This window comes from Mesorhizobium japonicum MAFF 303099 (assembly GCF_000009625.1).
GTDB lineage: Bacteria > Pseudomonadota > Alphaproteobacteria > Rhizobiales > Rhizobiaceae > Mesorhizobium > Mesorhizobium japonicum.
Window position 1 is genome coordinate 6168187 of the sequence record NC_002678.2, and the last position, 14680, is coordinate 6182866.

15 protein-coding genes, 1 pseudogene and 1 riboswitch are annotated in these 14680 nt (G+C 64.3%); of the genes and pseudogenes, 12 read left to right on the plus strand and 4 right to left on the minus strand.

Annotated features, from left to right (window positions below; all coding sequences use genetic code 11):
• The first annotated feature begins 26 nt into the window (after positions 1-26).
• Together MAFF_RS30440 and MAFF_RS39485 are read left to right on the plus strand one after the other, a co-directional pair.
• Positions 27-635: a TetR/AcrR family transcriptional regulator gene (locus tag MAFF_RS30440; RefSeq protein WP_010914870.1), complete on the plus strand. Its 609-nt coding sequence runs from the start codon at positions 27-29 to the stop codon at positions 633-635.
• A 95-nt stretch (positions 636-730) separates the two neighbouring features.
• The gene (locus MAFF_RS39485; RefSeq protein ID WP_010914871.1) at positions 731-1714 is read left to right on the plus strand and encodes a hypothetical protein; all 984 of its coding nucleotides are present in this window, start codon (positions 731-733) and stop codon (positions 1712-1714) included.
• 86 nt (positions 1715-1800) lie between these two features.
• On the opposite strand, the pseudogene bluB reads toward MAFF_RS39485, so the two are convergent.
• Positions 1801-2460, minus strand: a pseudogene (bluB, locus tag MAFF_RS40930) (5,6-dimethylbenzimidazole synthase); the annotation flags it as partial.
• Between the two features lie 48 nt (positions 2461-2508).
• A riboswitch (cobalamin riboswitch) is annotated at positions 2509-2688 on the minus strand.
• 121 nt (positions 2689-2809) lie between these two features.
• On the opposite strand from bluB, the gene MAFF_RS30450 reads away from it, so the two are divergent.
• The 6 genes from MAFF_RS30450 to MAFF_RS30475 all read left to right on the plus strand — a co-directional run bounded on the left by MAFF_RS30450 (position 2810) and on the right by MAFF_RS30475 (position 7775).
• A complete protein-coding gene (locus MAFF_RS30450) occupies positions 2810-3736 on the plus strand; it encodes a histone deacetylase family protein (protein WP_010914873.1) in 927 nt (308 codons plus the stop codon).
• A 3-nt stretch (positions 3737-3739) separates the two neighbouring features.
• Complete coding sequence (locus tag MAFF_RS30455) at positions 3740-3991, plus strand: exodeoxyribonuclease VII small subunit (RefSeq protein WP_013532792.1); 252 nt, start codon at positions 3740-3742, stop codon at positions 3989-3991.
• Positions 3992-4090: 99 nt separating this feature from the next.
• Positions 4091-4357, plus strand: coding sequence for a DUF2277 domain-containing protein (locus MAFF_RS30460; protein WP_010914875.1), 267 nt, complete (start codon positions 4091-4093; stop codon positions 4355-4357).
• Positions 4358-4397: 40 nt separating this feature from the next.
• Positions 4398-5318, plus strand: coding sequence for a pirin family protein (locus tag MAFF_RS30465; protein WP_010914876.1), 921 nt, complete (start codon positions 4398-4400; stop codon positions 5316-5318).
• Between the two features lie 101 nt (positions 5319-5419).
• The gene (gene dxs / locus MAFF_RS30470) at positions 5420-7333 is read left to right on the plus strand and encodes a 1-deoxy-D-xylulose-5-phosphate synthase (RefSeq protein ID WP_010914877.1); all 1914 of its coding nucleotides are present in this window, start codon (positions 5420-5422) and stop codon (positions 7331-7333) included.
• A 148-nt stretch (positions 7334-7481) separates the two neighbouring features.
• Complete coding sequence (locus MAFF_RS30475; protein ID WP_010914878.1) at positions 7482-7775, plus strand: hypothetical protein; 294 nt, start codon at positions 7482-7484, stop codon at positions 7773-7775.
• On the opposite strand, the gene MAFF_RS30480 is transcribed toward MAFF_RS30475, so the two are convergent.
• Entirely contained in the window at positions 7772-8173 is a 402-nt protein-coding gene (locus MAFF_RS30480) for a GFA family protein (protein WP_010914879.1), read from the minus strand. The genes MAFF_RS30475 and MAFF_RS30480 overlap by 4 nt on opposite strands.
• Positions 8174-8346: 173 nt before the next feature.
• Between MAFF_RS30480 and MAFF_RS30485 the strand changes: the two genes are divergently transcribed.
• The 4 genes from MAFF_RS30485 (at position 8347) to MAFF_RS41530 (ending at position 13354) form a co-directional block, all read left to right on the plus strand.
• The gene (locus MAFF_RS30485; RefSeq protein WP_010914880.1) at positions 8347-9111 is read left to right on the plus strand and encodes a TlyA family RNA methyltransferase; all 765 of its coding nucleotides are present in this window, start codon (positions 8347-8349) and stop codon (positions 9109-9111) included.
• The gene (locus MAFF_RS30490) at positions 9108-10346 is read left to right on the plus strand and encodes a class I SAM-dependent RNA methyltransferase (RefSeq protein ID WP_010914881.1); all 1239 of its coding nucleotides are present in this window, start codon (positions 9108-9110) and stop codon (positions 10344-10346) included. The genes MAFF_RS30485 and MAFF_RS30490 overlap by 4 nt, the downstream gene beginning before the upstream one ends.
• A 140-nt stretch (positions 10347-10486) precedes the next feature.
• A complete protein-coding gene (locus MAFF_RS30495; protein ID WP_010914882.1) occupies positions 10487-12856 on the plus strand; it encodes a caspase family protein in 2370 nt (789 codons plus the stop codon).
• Between the two features lie 372 nt (positions 12857-13228).
• Positions 13229-13354: a hypothetical protein gene (locus MAFF_RS41530; RefSeq protein ID WP_425280322.1), complete on the plus strand. Its 126-nt coding sequence runs from the start codon at positions 13229-13231 to the stop codon at positions 13352-13354.
• Between the two features lie 127 nt (positions 13355-13481).
• Here MAFF_RS41530 and MAFF_RS30505 read toward each other — a convergent pair whose 3' ends face one another.
• The gene (locus tag MAFF_RS30505; RefSeq protein ID WP_244420653.1) at positions 13482-14186 is read right to left on the minus strand and encodes a transglutaminase-like cysteine peptidase; all 705 of its coding nucleotides are present in this window, start codon (positions 14184-14186) and stop codon (positions 13482-13484) included.
• A 213-nt stretch (positions 14187-14399) separates the two neighbouring features.
• Positions 14400-14675, minus strand: a complete 276-nt coding sequence (locus MAFF_RS30510; protein WP_010914885.1) for an AbrB/MazE/SpoVT family DNA-binding domain-containing protein — start codon at positions 14673-14675, stop codon at positions 14400-14402.
• Between the last annotated feature and the right edge of the window lie 5 nt (positions 14676-14680).

The following is a 14680-nucleotide window of genomic DNA, read 5'->3' on the forward strand; positions in this document are numbered from 1 at the left end:
GCGTATGTGAATAGGACCAGACGGAAATGCACAGACCCCGCAAGGAAATGATCGCCGAAACGCGCGCCAAGCTGATCGCCGCGGCCCGCCAGGCCTTTGGCACGATCGGATATGCCGAAGCGTCGATGGATGATTTCACGGCATCGGCCGGGCTGACGCGCGGCGCCCTCTATCACCATTTTGGCGACAAGAAAGGACTGCTGGAGGCGGTTATCGCCGAAATCGACGGCGAGATGGCGGCCCGGGTGAATGAGGTGGCGTCGAGAGCGCCGACCCGCTGGCAGCATTTCGTCGACGAATGCACGACCTATATTGAAATGGCGCTGGAGCCGGAAATCCAGCGCATCATATTCCGCGACGGTCCGGCCGTGCTGGGCGATCCGGCGCAATGGTCGAATGCCAATGCCTGCGTCGGCTCAATGACCGATCATCTGACCGCGCTGCAGCGGGAGGGGGTGGTCGTCCCGGGCGTCGACCCCGAGACCGCCGCACGGCTGATCAACGGGGCGAGCAGCCAGGCGGCGCAGCGGATCGCCAATTCGAACGACCCCGAAGCGACGTCGAAGATCGTGGTTGCAGCGTTCAAGCAACTGCTCGAGGGACTGCTCAGAAAACCAGCTTCGCAACAGAACTAAAACCCCCGTCGGGCGCTCCGCTAATCACAGCCCGCGATTGACAATCCCGGGGGTGAGCGCATCCTTCCCAGCCATCTCTGAGGGGAGATTCGGGCATGTGGGATTTCGATATCGGCAGGTCGGTGTCCATCATGATGCGGACCTGGCCTTTCATTGTCTTTCGCATGATCATCTATTTCGGCATCACGCTGGCCTATATCGTGGCGACCGGCACCGGTGCGTCGGTCGGCTATGGCGTCGGCCATATCTCCACCGATCCCGACGGGCCGATGTCCTTTGCCCTATGGGGCGGCGTGGTCGGCTTTGGCGTCGTCTCGATCGCCGTCTACTGGATCCGCGAATACATCCTCTACGTCGTCAAGGCGGGCCATATCGCCGTCATGGTCCATCTGATCGACGGCCGGGATGTTCCCGACGGCCAGAACCAGATCGCCTATGCCAGGCAGGTCGTGACCGAGCGTTTCGCCGAGGCCAACATCCTTTTCGTCGTTGACCAGTTGGTCAAGGGCGCCATCCGCGCCATCACCGGCCTGCTCGGCGGCATCGCCGCCTTCCTGCCCATTCCGGGCCTGAGCGGCCTCGTCTCCTTCATCAACACGGTGATCCGCCTGTCGCTCACCTATGTCGACGAGATCATCCTCGGCTACAACATCCGCATCAATTCGTCCTCGCCGTTCGAGACGGCCCGGCAAGGCGTCGTGCTCTACGCGCAGAACGGCAAGACCATGGTCAAGAACGCCGTCTGGCTGGCGGTCATCATGTGGGGCGTCTCATTCGTCATCTTCCTGCTGATGCTGGCCCCGGCCGCCGCTATTCTTTTCCTCATGCCAGGGCAACTCGCCGGCTGGGCTTTCGTGCTCGCCATCGTCTTTGCCTGGGCCTTCAAGGCCGCGTTCATCGAGCCCTTCGCCATCGCTTGCCTGATGCAGGTTTATTTCAAGACCATCGCCGGCCAAGTGCCTGATCCGGCCTGGGATATCAGGCTGGCCGAGGCGTCGTCGAAGTTCCGGGAGTTGAAGGACAAAGCGCTGGCCTCCTTCGGCGGCTCGCGCTGGGGCACGGCCGGCGCGACGCACTGATCGGCGGGATTCGCCTGCGCAGCAGCAACGGTGTTGAGGCGCGCCACCGCCGACTTGAGTGGCGCTTCACCTTGCCCGCAAAAAGTCTCGCTCATGATCAGTTCGGGCAGCGGCAGCCGCCGGCCCCAGCCATGTGTTTCCAGGTCCGGTTTGGGTGCGAACTCGGAAACCCGGCCGACGCAGAGATAGGCGATCGGCGTCACGTGCTCGGGAATGGCCAGCAGGCTTTTCAACGCTTGCGGCTCGATGATGCTGACCCAGCCGACGCCGACGCCTTCGGCGCGTGCGGCCAGCCAGAAATTCTGCACCGCGCAGACCGTGCTGTAGAGATCCATCTCCGGATTGTGCCAACGTCCCAGCGGCGAGTTTTTTGAGCGCTCGCGGTCGCAGGTGATGCAGATGTTGAGGGCGCTTTCGCAGATGCCTTCAAGCTTGAGCTTGCGGTAGAGCGCCCGTCTTTCCACATCGATTTCAGGCAATTCCTGTTCGCGCGCGGCCAGGAACAGGTCGCGCACCTCAGCCCGTCGTGCGGCGTTGCGAATGACGATGAAGTTCCATGGCTGCATGAAGCCGACCGACGGTGCATGGTGGGCGGCAAGCAGCAGCCGCGCCAGCACCGCGTCGTCGAGCGCGTCGGGCAGGAAATGGCTGCGCACGTCGCGCCGGGTGAACATGGCGCGGTAGACCGCGTCACGCGCCATCTGGTCAAATCCGTCACCGACAGGAGCGGTCATGTGTTCCGGCATCGCTCGTCCCCTTGCGATTGCAATCAATGTCGTCCGCCTGACCATGCGGATGACGATGCCTGCCAGGCCGGTCTTCTGGCTCGGGATCAACCCGCGTCCGGTGCCTTCCCGTCATCGACAGTGGCATTTACCGGCGCGGTCCCCCTTACAGCGTTGGGCACGCCACGGAGTTCAACCGTGTTCCCGATTCTCCCGCTTGCGGCGGGCACCAGGCAGTGGCGGCGACCTTACGCCGAAGCCGCGGCCGCGCCAATCCCCGCAGCGACGCCAATGGACGCAGGCGCGATTTTCCCCAGTCATCAGGCTGCAATGCATGGCCATCGCGGCGCCGGGGCACTAGATAGGGAGCATGACAACCCGTCTCTACACGCATCCGATCTTCCTCGAACACATCACACCGCCCGGTCACCCCGAGCGGCCGGACCGCTTGCGCGCCATCGAGCGCGTGCTCGACGACGAGGCCTTTGCCGCGCTCGATCGCGTCAAGGCGCCGGAGGGCGACGAGGCCACCATCCTCTACGCGCACCCCGCCGATTTCGTCGCCCGTGTGCGTGCCGCCATTCCCGAAGAGGGCATTGCCCGCATCGATGCCGACACCACCGCCAGCCCGAAGAGCTGGCAGGCGGTGATCGCCGCGATCGGCGCCGCCAACGCGGCCGTCGACGACGTCTTCGCAGGCCGCGCCGACAATGTCTTCGTTGCCGCGCGGCCGCCTGGCCACCATGCCGAGAAGACGACGGCCATGGGCTTCTGCTTCTTCAACACAGCGGCGATTGCCGCGCGCTATGCGCAGAACAAGCATGGCGCCGAGCGTGTCGCCGTCGTCGACTGGGATGTGCATCACGGCAACGGCACGCAGGATATTTTCTGGGACGATCCCTCGGTGCTCTATTGCTCGACGCACCAGATGCCGCTCTATCCGGGCACGGGCGCGAAGACCGAGACCGGCGCCGGCAACATCGTCAACGCGCCCTTGGCGCCGCAGACCGGCAGCGAGGTGTTTCGCGATGCCTTCCTGTCGCGGGTGCTGCCGTCGCTCGACAATTTCGCGCCCGACCTGATCATCATCTCGGCCGGGTTCGACGCGCATCACCGCGACCCGCTGGCCGAGATCAACCTGACCGAGGACGATTTCGACTGGGCGACCGGCCAGCTGATGCAGCGCGCCGCGCGCCACAGCGGCAACCGGCTCGTCAGCCTGCTCGAGGGCGGCTACGATCTGCAGGGACTGGCATTTTCGGTCGCCGCTCATGTCGGGCGACTGATGAAAGGATGAATGATGGCTGGTGAAACCAACGAAGACGTCAAGGCGATGAGCTTCGAACAGGCACTCGACGCGCTGGAGAAGATCGTCGATGATCTGGAGCGTGGCGACGTGCCGCTCGACCAGTCGATCCGCATCTACGAGCGCGGCGAGGCGCTGAAGGCGCATTGCGACCGGCTGCTGAAGGCCGCCGAGGACAAGGTCGAGAAGATCAGGCTGTCGCGCGACGGCAAGCCGGTCGGAACCGAGCCGCTGGACGCGGATTGAGGCACGGAACAGCCTTACCGGTTTTTGGACACGATCGTGGTTGAGGATTAAGCTCGTCCCGATTGAAACGGCTCCAGGACAAGAGGAGATACGGAAGCGATGTGCAGAAACATCAAGACCCTGTTCAATTTTGATCCGCCGGCAACCAATGACGAAGTCCGCGACGCGGCCCTTCAGTTCGTCCGCAAGCTGAGCGGAACGACACGGCCGTCGAAACAGAACCAGCATGCGTTTGACCACGCCGTCGAAGCCATTGCGGCATCGGCGCGAGAGCTTCTCGATTCGCTCGAAACCAACCAGCATCCACGCAATCGCGAAGAGGTGGCGGCCAAACTGCGGGCAAAGGCGGCGATCCGCTTTGCCTGATGCGGCCAGAGCGGTCATCGACCGCTGACGAGGAGAGTTCATGAGCTTCTTTCCCGGGAAAGACCCTGAAGCCGGCGACGCCTTTGCCAGCGACCAGATCGAGTTGATGGTCATCCCGAACGCCAAGGACATTGGCGGCTTCGAGGTGCGCCGCGCTCTGCCGACCGCCAAAAGGCGGCTGGTCGGGCCTTTCATCTTCTTCGACCGCATGGGCCCGGCGATCCTGCGCGCGGGCCAGGCGCTTGACGTCCGTCCGCATCCGCATATCGGGTTGTCGACGGTGACCTATTTGTTCGACGGCAAGATCCGGCATCGCGATTCACTCGGCACCGAAATGGTCATCCAGCCCGGTGACGTGAATTTGATGACCGCCGGCCGCGGCATCGTGCACTCCGAGCGCACGCCGGAGGAATTGCGCGGCGCGCCGATGTCGATCTCCGGCCTGCAGACATGGCTGGCATTGCCTGACAACAAGGAGGAAGTCGCGCCGGTGTTCGAGAACACCGCTGCCTTGCGGTTGCCCGAGATCGATGCCGAAGGCGTCCGCGGCCGCATCGTCATCGGGGATTTTCAAGGGTTGCGCTCCCCGGTACGGGCCGACACCGAGACGCTTTACGCCGACCTCAGACTGGCGCCTGGCGCCAGCGTGAAGATTGCCGCCGATGCGGAAGAGCGCGCCATCTACACGCTAGAAGGCGAGGTTGCGATTTCGGGCGACGTCTTCCCGGCTGAACGGCTGCTGGTGTTCCGGCCCGGTGATGAGATCATCATATCGTCGCAAACCGGTGCGCACTTCATGCTGTTCGGTGGCGCCTCGCTCGGCTCGCAGCGCTATATCTGGTGGAATTTCGTCTCCTCGTCCAAGGAGCGCATCGAACAGGCTAAGCAGGAATGGAAGACGGGCCGCTTCGATATCGTTCCTGGAGATGAGAAAGAGTTCATCCCGCTGCCGGAAAGCTGAGGAAGTCGGCGAGGGGACCTGATTGATCCGCGTCATCGACACGCATTTACTTTCGCCGGCCGGCGGCCTATCTCGCCGTTGAACAGAAAGCCTGAGCTCCCGTGAACGCAACGCCGCATACGCCGCTTCTCGACAAGGTCCGCATCCCGGCGGATCTGCGCGCGCTTGACGAGAGCGAGCTGCCGCAACTGGCGTCCGAGCTTCGCCTCGAACTGGTCGACGCGGTGTCCCGCACCGGCGGCCATCTCGGCGCCGGCCTCGGCGTGGTCGAACTGACGGTGGCGCTGCACTACGTCTTCAACACGCCGGACGACCGGCTGATCTGGGATGTCGGCCACCAGGCCTATCCGCACAAGATCCTGACCGGCCGCCGCGACCGCATCCGCACATTGCGCCAGGAGGGCGGCCTGTCCGGCTTCACCCGCCGCGCCGAGAGTGAATACGATCCCTTCGGCGCCGCCCATTCCTCGACGTCGATATCGGCTGGCCTCGGCATGGCCGCCGCTCGCGACCTCTCCGGCGGCCGCAACAATGTCATCGCCGTCATCGGCGACGGCGCCATGTCGGCCGGCATGGCCTATGAGGCGATGAACAATGCCGGTGCGCTCGATGCCCGGCTCATCGTCATCCTCAACGATAACGACATGTCGATCGCGCCGCCCACCGGCGCCATGAGCGCCTATCTGGCGCGCCTCGCCTCGGGCAAGGCCTATGCCGGCCTGCGCGATTTCGGCAAGAAGCTGACATCCTATCTCGGCAAGCGCGCCGATCGTGCGATCACAAGAGCGGTCGAGCATGCGCGCGGCTATGTCACCGGCGGCACGCTGTTCGAGGAGCTCGGTTTCTACCACATCGGCCCGATCGACGGCCACAATCTCGAGCATCTGATCCCGGTGCTGAAGAATGTCCGCGACAATGGCGAAGGCCCGGTGCTGATCCATGTCGTCACCCAGAAGGGCAAGGGCTATGCGCCGGCGGAGGCTGCGGCCGACAAATACCACGGCGTCAACAAATTCGACGTCATCACCGGCGCGCAGGCCAAGGCGCCGGCCAACGCACCGGCCTACACCAAGGTGTTCGCCGAAAGCCTGATTAGAGAAGCCCGCGAGGACGACCGGATCGTCGCCGTCACCGCCGCCATGCCGAGTGGGACGGGGCTGGATCTGTTCGGCGAAGTGTTCCCGTCACGGACCTTCGACGTCGGCATTGCCGAACAGCATGCGGTGACCTTTGCTGCCGGTCTCGCGACCGAAGGCTACAAGCCGTTTGCGGCAATCTATTCGACCTTCCTGCAGCGCGCCTATGACCAGGTCGTCCATGATGTCGCCATCCAGAAACTGCCGGTGCGTTTCCCGATCGACCGCGCCGGCTTCGTCGGTGCCGATGGCGCCACCCATTGCGGTGCTTTCGACACAACTTTCCTGGCAAGCCTGCCGGGCTTTGTCGTGATGGCGGCCGCCGACGAAGCGGAGTTGCGCCACATGGTGCGCACGGCGGCAGCCTATGATGACGGCCCGATCGCCTTCCGCTATCCGCGCGGCAATGGCGTCGGCGTCGACATGCCGGAGCGCGGCGAGGTTCTCGAACTCGGCAAGGGCCGCGTCGTTCGGGAAGGCAGCAAGGTGGCGCTGCTGTCCTTCGGCACGCGCTTACAGGATTGCCTGATCGCTGCTGAGGAACTCGGCGCGGCGGGGCTTTCCACCACCGTTGCCGATGCCCGCTTTGCCAAGCCGCTCGACGAGGATCTGATCCGGCGGCTCGCCCGCTCGCACGAGGTTCTGGTGACGGTGGAAGAGGGCGCCATTGGCGGCTTCGCCAGCCATGTGCTGCAGTTCCTCGCCCATGAAGGACTGCTGGAAAGCGGCTTGAAGGTGCGCCCGCTGGTGCTGCCTGACGTGTTCACCGATCACGCCAAGCCGGAAAAAATGTATGCCGATGCCGGGCTCGATGCCGCCGGCATCGTGCGCACCGTTTTCACCGCGCTCGATCATACGGCCCGCGCCCAGCGCGCCTGACTCAAAACCTCTAGCGCTTGAATCAGTTTGCCGGCTTGATTTCGTAACGCATTGTTAACACTGCTGTTTGGCGTTTTGCTTACCGTGTCCCTTGGCCGTTTTTCAACGGCGCCCTGCTAGATCGGCGTCAGGCAGGGAGACAAAAACAATGAAGACGCTTCTGTGCGGCGTGGCCCTCTTGGCCACTATAGTCGCGCCGGCCGCCGCCGAGACGCGCTATGACCGCAATCTCGAAAAGGCGGCGCTGGGCATCATTGCCAGCAAGATGGGCGATATTCGCGGTGGCTTTTCCTACAAGCAGGTGCCGCAGCTTGTGGTCCTGCCGGATCCTGTTCCGCCGCCCGCCATCGCCACCGAGCATCCTGCCGTGCAGGCATCAGGGGGTCGCGACGACGGTTTGTCCCCGGCCGTCGAGCGCCAGGTGTCCCGCACCATCTTCTAGAACCACATATCGCGCACGCAACGCCCGTCGCGGGGCAGGTCGTCATATGTGTCCAGGCCATCTAAATGATCGATCGGCAGATCGGCGACCGCCTCGGGCGGCGCCAGCCGCACATTGACGGCAATGCGTGTTCGACCAGATTCCTCGGCGCGCAAACCACGCCAGGCGAGCACGCAGGCGCAGGTCGGGCAGAACAGGATTTCGAGTGACGGCGTGTTCTTTCCGGCGCGCGTGTAGCTGCCCATCGGCCCTGAAACGCGAATGCGTTCGTCGACATAGTCATAGGCCCAGAGCACGCCATAGCGACGGCAGAGCGTGCAGTTGCAGGCCGTCACCGGTCCGGGATCGCCTTCCAGGGTCCAGTGGGTTGCGCCACAATGGCAGGTTCCCGTCAGCATTCGTTCTCCTCCGAGTTCTGACAGCAAACGGCTCTCCCCCTTAACATTGTGCCGGACGCAAAGCGATTCCTGTAGGCCGCGGAGCGGCTTGATGCATTCGATTGCGTGCGGCGATGTTCTTCGTTCCGTCCCAATGTCCTTGCCTTCGCTGCCGGCTTTCGCCATGAAGGCAGATGAACTCGCCTCTGCCAGCCAGCACCCGCCAGCGGCTCGACGACCTGCTCGTCCAGCGCGGCCTGTTTGCCAGCCGTTCGCGTGCCCGCGACGCGGTTGAGCGCGGCACGGTGACGGTTGACGGGGTCATGGCCCGCAAGCCCGGTCAGAACGTTTCGCCGCAATGCCTTGTTGCCATCGATGATCCGGCGCAGGGCTATGTCTCGCGCGCGGCGCTGAAGCTCATCGGCGGGCTCGATCACTTCAGCCTCGACCCAGCCGGCCGCGAGGCACTCGACATCGGCGCTTCGACCGGCGGCTTCACCCAGGTGCTGCTGGAGCGTGGCGCATCCCATGTCATCGCGATCGATGTCGGGCACGGCCAGATGCATCCCGATGTCGGCAAGGACCCGCGCGTGACGGTCGTCGAAGGGTTGAATGCCCGCGATCTCACCGCCGCGGATCTTGCCGGCCGCAATCCAGATTTCATCGTCTCCGACGTCAGCTTCATCTCGCTGAGACTGGCGCTGCCGCCGGCGCTTGCCCTCGCTAAGCCTGGTGCTGCCGCGGTCTTTCTGGTCAAGCCGCAATTCGAGGCGGGTCGCGAAGCGATCGGCAAGGGCGGCCTGTTGAAGGACCCCTTCGATGCCGCCCGCGTGGCCGGCCTGCTGCAGGATTGGCTGGATGCAGTTCCCGGCTGGCGTTCGCTCGGCCTGCATCTGTCGCCGATCGAAGGCGGCGACGGCAATCGCGAATTCCTGCTTGGTGGGATCAAGGATCGATGAGCGCGCGCTTCACCGTAAAAAAGCTTGGCGCCCAGGGCGACGGCATTGCCGAGACCGAAAGCGGTGACCTGTTCATCCCCTTCACGCTGCCCGGCGAGAGCGTCACCGCAGCGCGCGAACGGGATCGCGCCGCGTTGATGGCAGTGCTGGAGGCCTCGCTGCTGCGTATCGAGCCCGCCTGCCGCCATTTCACCGAATGCGGCGGCTGCGCCCTCCAGCATTTCGAGGCCGAAGCCTATCGCCAGTGGAAACGCGACAAGGTGGTGCACGCCCTGAAGGGCATCGATTGCAGCATCGACGAACTGGTCGCCTGCGCGCCGCACACGCGCCGCCGTGTCGTGCTTGCCGCCCGGCGCAGCGAGACGGGCATGCTGCTCGGCTTCAACCGTCATCTGTCGCCGGAAATCATTTCCATATCGGAATGCCCGATCTCGCTGCCCGAGATCGTCGCGGCGCTCGACCGGTTGAGGGCGCTCGCCGATTTGATTTGCGCCACCACCAAATCGTTCCGGATGGCGGTCACCGTGACGGGTTCGGGCCTCGATGTCGCGGTGTACGAGTCCGGCAAGCTCGGCGAACACCAGCGCCGCATCGCCTCCAATTTTGTCCTGGCGCAAGGCTTTGCCAGGCTGTCCATCGATGACGAGATCATCATCGAACCGAGGAAGCCCGTGGTCATGTTCGGCAGCGTTGCTGTCGCCGTGCCGCCCGGCGCCTTCCTGCAGGCGACCGAGGCAGCCGAGCAGGCCATGGCCGAGATCGTCGGCACACATCTGAAACGCGCCAAGAAGGTCGCCGATCTTTTCGCCGGTTGCGGCAGCTTTGCCTTGCGGTTGGCCGCGAAGTCGGAAGTCCATGCGGTGGAGGGCGATGCGGCGGCTCTCTCGGCGCTTGATCGGGGGGCACGATTCGCGACCGGCCTGAAGCGGGTGACGGGCGAGCGCCGCGACCTGTTCCGCCGGCCCCTAACGTTCAAGGAGTTGAACACCTTCGACGGCCTTGTCTTCGATCCGCCGCGCGCGGGTGCCGAGGACCAGTCGAAGCAGATCGCCCGCTCGGATGTTCCCTTCGTTGCCGCGGTGTCCTGCAATCCGGTGACGCTCGCTCGCGACCTGCGCATCCTCATCGACGGCGGCTATCAAGTGAAGAGCGTGACGCCGATCGACCAGTTCCTGTGGTCGTCCCATGTCGAGGCGGTCGCCCTGCTGGATAAGCCCAGGAGAAGGCGCGGCTGAGACCGGCCGTGATCACGTTTCGTTGAGGCCGGGCACTTCGGCCTCTCCCGGCCCAAACCGGCCGGATTGACGCCGCAAAGCCGCCTTCTTGTACCAGCCTAGTCCGGCCGGGCGGAAGCATCGGCACTCTTACCTGACGGATGATCGTAATGCGGACGGTCTCGAAACTCCTCGCTTTCTTCCTTGCCCTCGCCATTTTCGCGTTCGGGTCGACAGCCCTGGCGCTGGCGCAAAGCCAAAAGCGCCTTGCCTTCGTCATCGGCAACGCCGCCTATCCCTCGGGCTCGCTGGCGACGCCGGCCAACGACGCCGGCCTGATCGCCCAGACATTGCAGGCGGCGGGGTTCGACGTGGTCGGCGCGCGCGACGTCGACCAGGAATCGCTGCGTGGCGCCTATCGGGATTTCCTCGCCAAGGCGACGGCAGCCGGTCCCAACGCCGTTGTGTTTGTCTATCTGGCCGGCCAGGGCTTGCAGTTCGAGGGCGAGAACTATTTCGCACCCGTCGATGCTCAGATCGCCAACGCCGCTGACGTGCCGATGGCCGCGGTGCGGATCTCCGACCTCACCAAGCCGCTTGCAGCGCTGCCGACCAAGGTCAATATCGTCGTGCTCGACGCGGCGCGGCCAAACTCCTTCGCGAAGTCGAACCAGCCGCTGGCCGGCGGCCTTGCGCTGGTCGATCCCGATCCGAACATGCTGATCGCCTTCAACACTGCCCCAGGCACTGTCGCGCCGGAAGGCAAGGGCCCGTACGGCGCCTATGCGCAGGCGCTTGCCGAGATGATCAGGGAAGGCGGCCTGCAACTGGGCGACGTCTTCGACCGCACGCGCCTGCGCGTCAACGAGGTGACGCAGGGCGCGGAATTGCCCTGGAACGCCTCCAAGATCACGCTGCCTTTCCTCTTCTTCGACCGCGGGCCGGACGCCCCGCCGCCGCAGGTGTCGTCAGCCGAGGTCGGCACCATCCGGACCAGGGATATCCGCGACTTCGATGCGCATGATGCCTATATCGCGGCTCTCGATCGCGACACGATGCGCGGCTACGAGGACTTTCTGGTCGCCTATCCCCACGACCCCATGGCCAGGCGCGCGCGCGCGATCCTGGCGGCGCGGCGCGAGGCGATCACCTGGCGCCAGACCTGGCTGAGGGACACGCCCGAAGCCTACTGGTCCTATCTCGATCGCTATCCGCATGGCCCGCACGCCTGGGATGCTCGCCGCAGGCTCGAGCATTTCGATGCCGCGCTTGAACCGCCGCAGGGTTTTGCCGTCTACGCCTACGACGTGCCGCCGCCATCGCCCGATGAGATCGTCTATGTCGACCGGCCCGTGCTCTATTTCGACGACCCGGAGTTCGACTTCGCGCCACCGCCGCCCGTGGCGGTCATCTTCCTGCCGCCGCGGCCGCGCGACTTCATCGAACTGGCGCCACCGCCGCCGCCGGCCGGAATCTTCCTGCTGCCGACGCCTGTTTTCGTGCCGGTGCCTGCCTGGGTGAATCCGCCGCGTGATATCTCCCCGCCGCCGAACGACGTCATCTTCAACAACATCCACAACACCACGATCGTCAACAACACGACGATCAATGAGAACAACAACCGGGGCGGTGGCCTCACCACCGGCCAGAAACTCACTGCTGGCGCGGTGGGCCTGGGTGCGGCCGCGCTGGCAACAAAGGTGGCGTTGCCGGCCTTCCTGCAGAAAAAGGAAGCCGTGCTGTCCAAGCAGAATCCGGGTGGCCTCCCGCTGAAGCCGGGGCAGGGTGGCCAGCAGCCGGGCGGTGTCACGCCCCCGTCGAAGACATTGCCTGCCAACGAGCTGACGGGTCATGCCTTGCCTGGCGCCGACGGTAACACGCTGCCGCTGGTCAATGGCAAGCCGGTGCTCAATGGACAGAACCTGCCCAACAACCCGAACCTGCCGAAGAACAAGTCCAGGAAGCTCCTGAACAATCAGGCCACGGCAGGTGGAAACGCCGTGACCGGCAACCCGGTGGTGAATGGGCAAGGCGGGGCCAATGGCCAGGGCAATGGGCAAGGCTGGAATGGCACCGGCAAGACCGGCAAAGATGCCAAGTTGCGCAAGATCCCGGGCGCCAATGGCACGCCCGCGGCGAATGGGGTGAACAACCCATCGGCGCTGAATGGCCAGAATTCAGGCCAGAACCCGCCCAACGGCAAGTTCAAGAAGCTTCACAATCAGGGCGGCGGCCAGGCGAACGCCCAGGCCAATGGGCGAGGCAATGAGGCCCAGGGCAATGGCAACGGGCCGAAATTCCACAGATTGCCTGCCAGCGGAAACGGTGGTGGCAATGTCCAGCAGAAATTCAAGGTCAACAACGGCAACCCGCAGCTGAGGGTGCAGGGTCAGCCCAAGCCGCGGAGGCCGGAGTTCCACGCCCAGCCGAACCAGCCGGTGCAGCGGCAGGCACAGCCAAGGCCGCCGCAGCCGCCGGCCGTCAAGAAGCCGTCTTGCGGGCACACCAATGAGCCTGCTTGCAAGAAATAGCGCATGTCGCCCAGAGGTGGTCCGGCTTGGGTCGGGACACGCATGAGACAAAGGCTTGAAACCCGTCGCGAGTCGCCTTGTGTGAGGTGACCCGGCCGTGTCGGCCGGCGACAAACATGGCTGAGCCGCGGCGGCTATCCGCGATCAGATCACAACTGCGTGGTTGGCCACGGCCAAGATTGCGCAGTGCCTCGGCTCGCTGATACCCAGTCAGCGCCGGGGGGCTTCAACGGAGTGAGCACAATTGCAAGCCTTCTGACGTCCATCGCCCTGGCCGGGTTCATTGCGACGGGAGTCGCCGCAGCGACGACCACGACTGCCCCGGCCGCCGCCACAACGGCCGCCCCGGCGAAGAAGCCAGCGGCGTCTGCCATGACGCCGCAGAAGACCGCGATTTCCAAGCAATGTTCCGCACTTGCGGACGCCAAGAAGCTCCACGGCAAGGCGCGCGAGAAGTTCCGGGCCGACTGCAAGAAGAACGGTGGCAAAGCCACCTGATCAACAGCTGATTTCGGCTGTCGCCCGCCTGCCCTGGCGAGGAGGCTGGCGGCAGTTCCCCAAAATATGAATCGGGTTTTCGTCTTGAGCTGGGTCTGGCGCCTGGACCGCTGCGGTGAAAGGTTGCTCAGTCTACGAGCTTGGCAACGTTCGTGAGGGTTTGCGGCGTACCGCCCCGCCGGTTGATCGACACCCAGATATTCGGGTTCTGCTGCGACTGGCGTTTCACGAAGTAGTAGCCGGTCGCGTTCCACGGCCTGATTTCGTCGACCAGATTGTCGAGGACCAGATCGCCCTTGTCGGTTTTCACCGTCAGGATGGTGTGGCCTTCATTGTCGAGGTCGTGCACCACTGTCATCAGCAGCGCCTGCCGGGGAAATCCAGCCTCCTGAAGAAGCTTGCGCTTGTAGAGTGCGTAGATCTTGCAGTCGCCCTTGCCGTCAACCGGGTAATCCCAATGGTCGGCCATCGTGCCCCAGTGGTCGAAATTGCTGACGGGCTTGATGGAACTGTTCGCCTTCTGATTTATCCGCTTCAGAGTGCGCAAGTTCTGCGCCGTCAGCTTGACATTCGTGGCCGGCAGCGCAGGGACCCTGCACTCTTTTGGCCGGCGATGGCAGAAATCCACCCAGCCGTAGGGGACGCTGGTGGGGCCGCCAACCGCGACGCTGAGTGACCCAGCCGTGGATGGCTGCGTCTTCCCGAACAATGTCGACTGCTTGGGCAGGGTGGATTGCGCTGACGCCGGGCTGACATCCAGCGAGGTTGCGCCGATCAGCGAAACACAACCCAGCAGGAAAGAGGAAGTCAGGACGCCGAGGGAACGCAGCACTGGCAACACCACCGCACGAGAGCACCGGTCAAAGGTAATGTGGCGACGGCGCGGCATCAATTAAACATTTAAGAAGGCGTTAACATGTTCGTGTTCGCGGCCTGCGAACGCGCCGTCGCGCCGGCACAAGGCAGTGCGCTAGGCCGTCATCGCACACTTCTTGCACGTCCCAAGCCCCCGTCGCTTGCCAGGGACCGAAAGACGACATTGGCATCAATCGCGGGCTTGCCGCCGCCGTGTCTCGGCGAGAACGCCCGCATCCATCTCCTCAAGCGTCTTCGGCCTGCCGCTGTGGGGCAGGGAACCAAAGACGTCCTGAGGCCGGGTTGCGGCGAAGGTAGGTGCCGGCTTCAAGAGAACGCCTTCAGGCGTGTCTTCGACCACCAGGCGGGTACCGGCGCCCCATTCCCTGCGTTTGCGGATGGCGCTCGGCAGGATCACTTGCCCCTTGGTTGAGACGGTGGTGGTGAGCTTTTCGGAGTCGGCCATCAGAG

What these genes read in the sequence shown, in the direction of transcription:
- MAFF_RS30440 (WP_010914870.1), top strand. Translation starts at nt 27, where the DNA reads ATGCACAGACCCCGCAAGGAAATGATCGCCGAAACGCGCGCCAAGCTG.
- MAFF_RS39485 (WP_010914871.1), top strand. Translation starts at nt 731, where the DNA reads ATGTGGGATTTCGATATCGGCAGGTCGGTGTCCATCATGATGCGGACC.
- MAFF_RS30450 (WP_010914873.1), top strand. Translation starts at nt 2,810, where the DNA reads ATGACAACCCGTCTCTACACGCATCCGATCTTCCTCGAACACATCACA.
- MAFF_RS30455 (WP_013532792.1), top strand. Translation starts at nt 3,740, where the DNA reads ATGGCTGGTGAAACCAACGAAGACGTCAAGGCGATGAGCTTCGAACAG.
- MAFF_RS30460 (WP_010914875.1), top strand. Translation starts at nt 4,091, where the DNA reads ATGTGCAGAAACATCAAGACCCTGTTCAATTTTGATCCGCCGGCAACC.
- MAFF_RS30465 (WP_010914876.1), top strand. Translation starts at nt 4,398, where the DNA reads ATGAGCTTCTTTCCCGGGAAAGACCCTGAAGCCGGCGACGCCTTTGCC.
- MAFF_RS30475 (WP_010914878.1), top strand. Translation starts at nt 7,482, where the DNA reads ATGAAGACGCTTCTGTGCGGCGTGGCCCTCTTGGCCACTATAGTCGCG.
- MAFF_RS30480 (WP_010914879.1), bottom strand. Translation starts at nt 8,173, where the DNA reads ATGCTGACGGGAACCTGCCATTGTGGCGCAACCCACTGGACCCTGGAA.
- MAFF_RS30485 (WP_010914880.1), top strand. Translation starts at nt 8,347, where the DNA reads ATGAACTCGCCTCTGCCAGCCAGCACCCGCCAGCGGCTCGACGACCTG.
- MAFF_RS30490 (WP_010914881.1), top strand. Translation starts at nt 9,108, where the DNA reads ATGAGCGCGCGCTTCACCGTAAAAAAGCTTGGCGCCCAGGGCGACGGC.
- MAFF_RS30495 (WP_010914882.1), top strand. Translation starts at nt 10,487, where the DNA reads ATGATCGTAATGCGGACGGTCTCGAAACTCCTCGCTTTCTTCCTTGCC.
- MAFF_RS41530 (WP_425280322.1), top strand. Translation starts at nt 13,229, where the DNA reads ATGACGCCGCAGAAGACCGCGATTTCCAAGCAATGTTCCGCACTTGCG.
- MAFF_RS30510 (WP_010914885.1), bottom strand. Translation starts at nt 14,675, where the DNA reads ATGGCCGACTCCGAAAAGCTCACCACCACCGTCTCAACCAAGGGGCAA.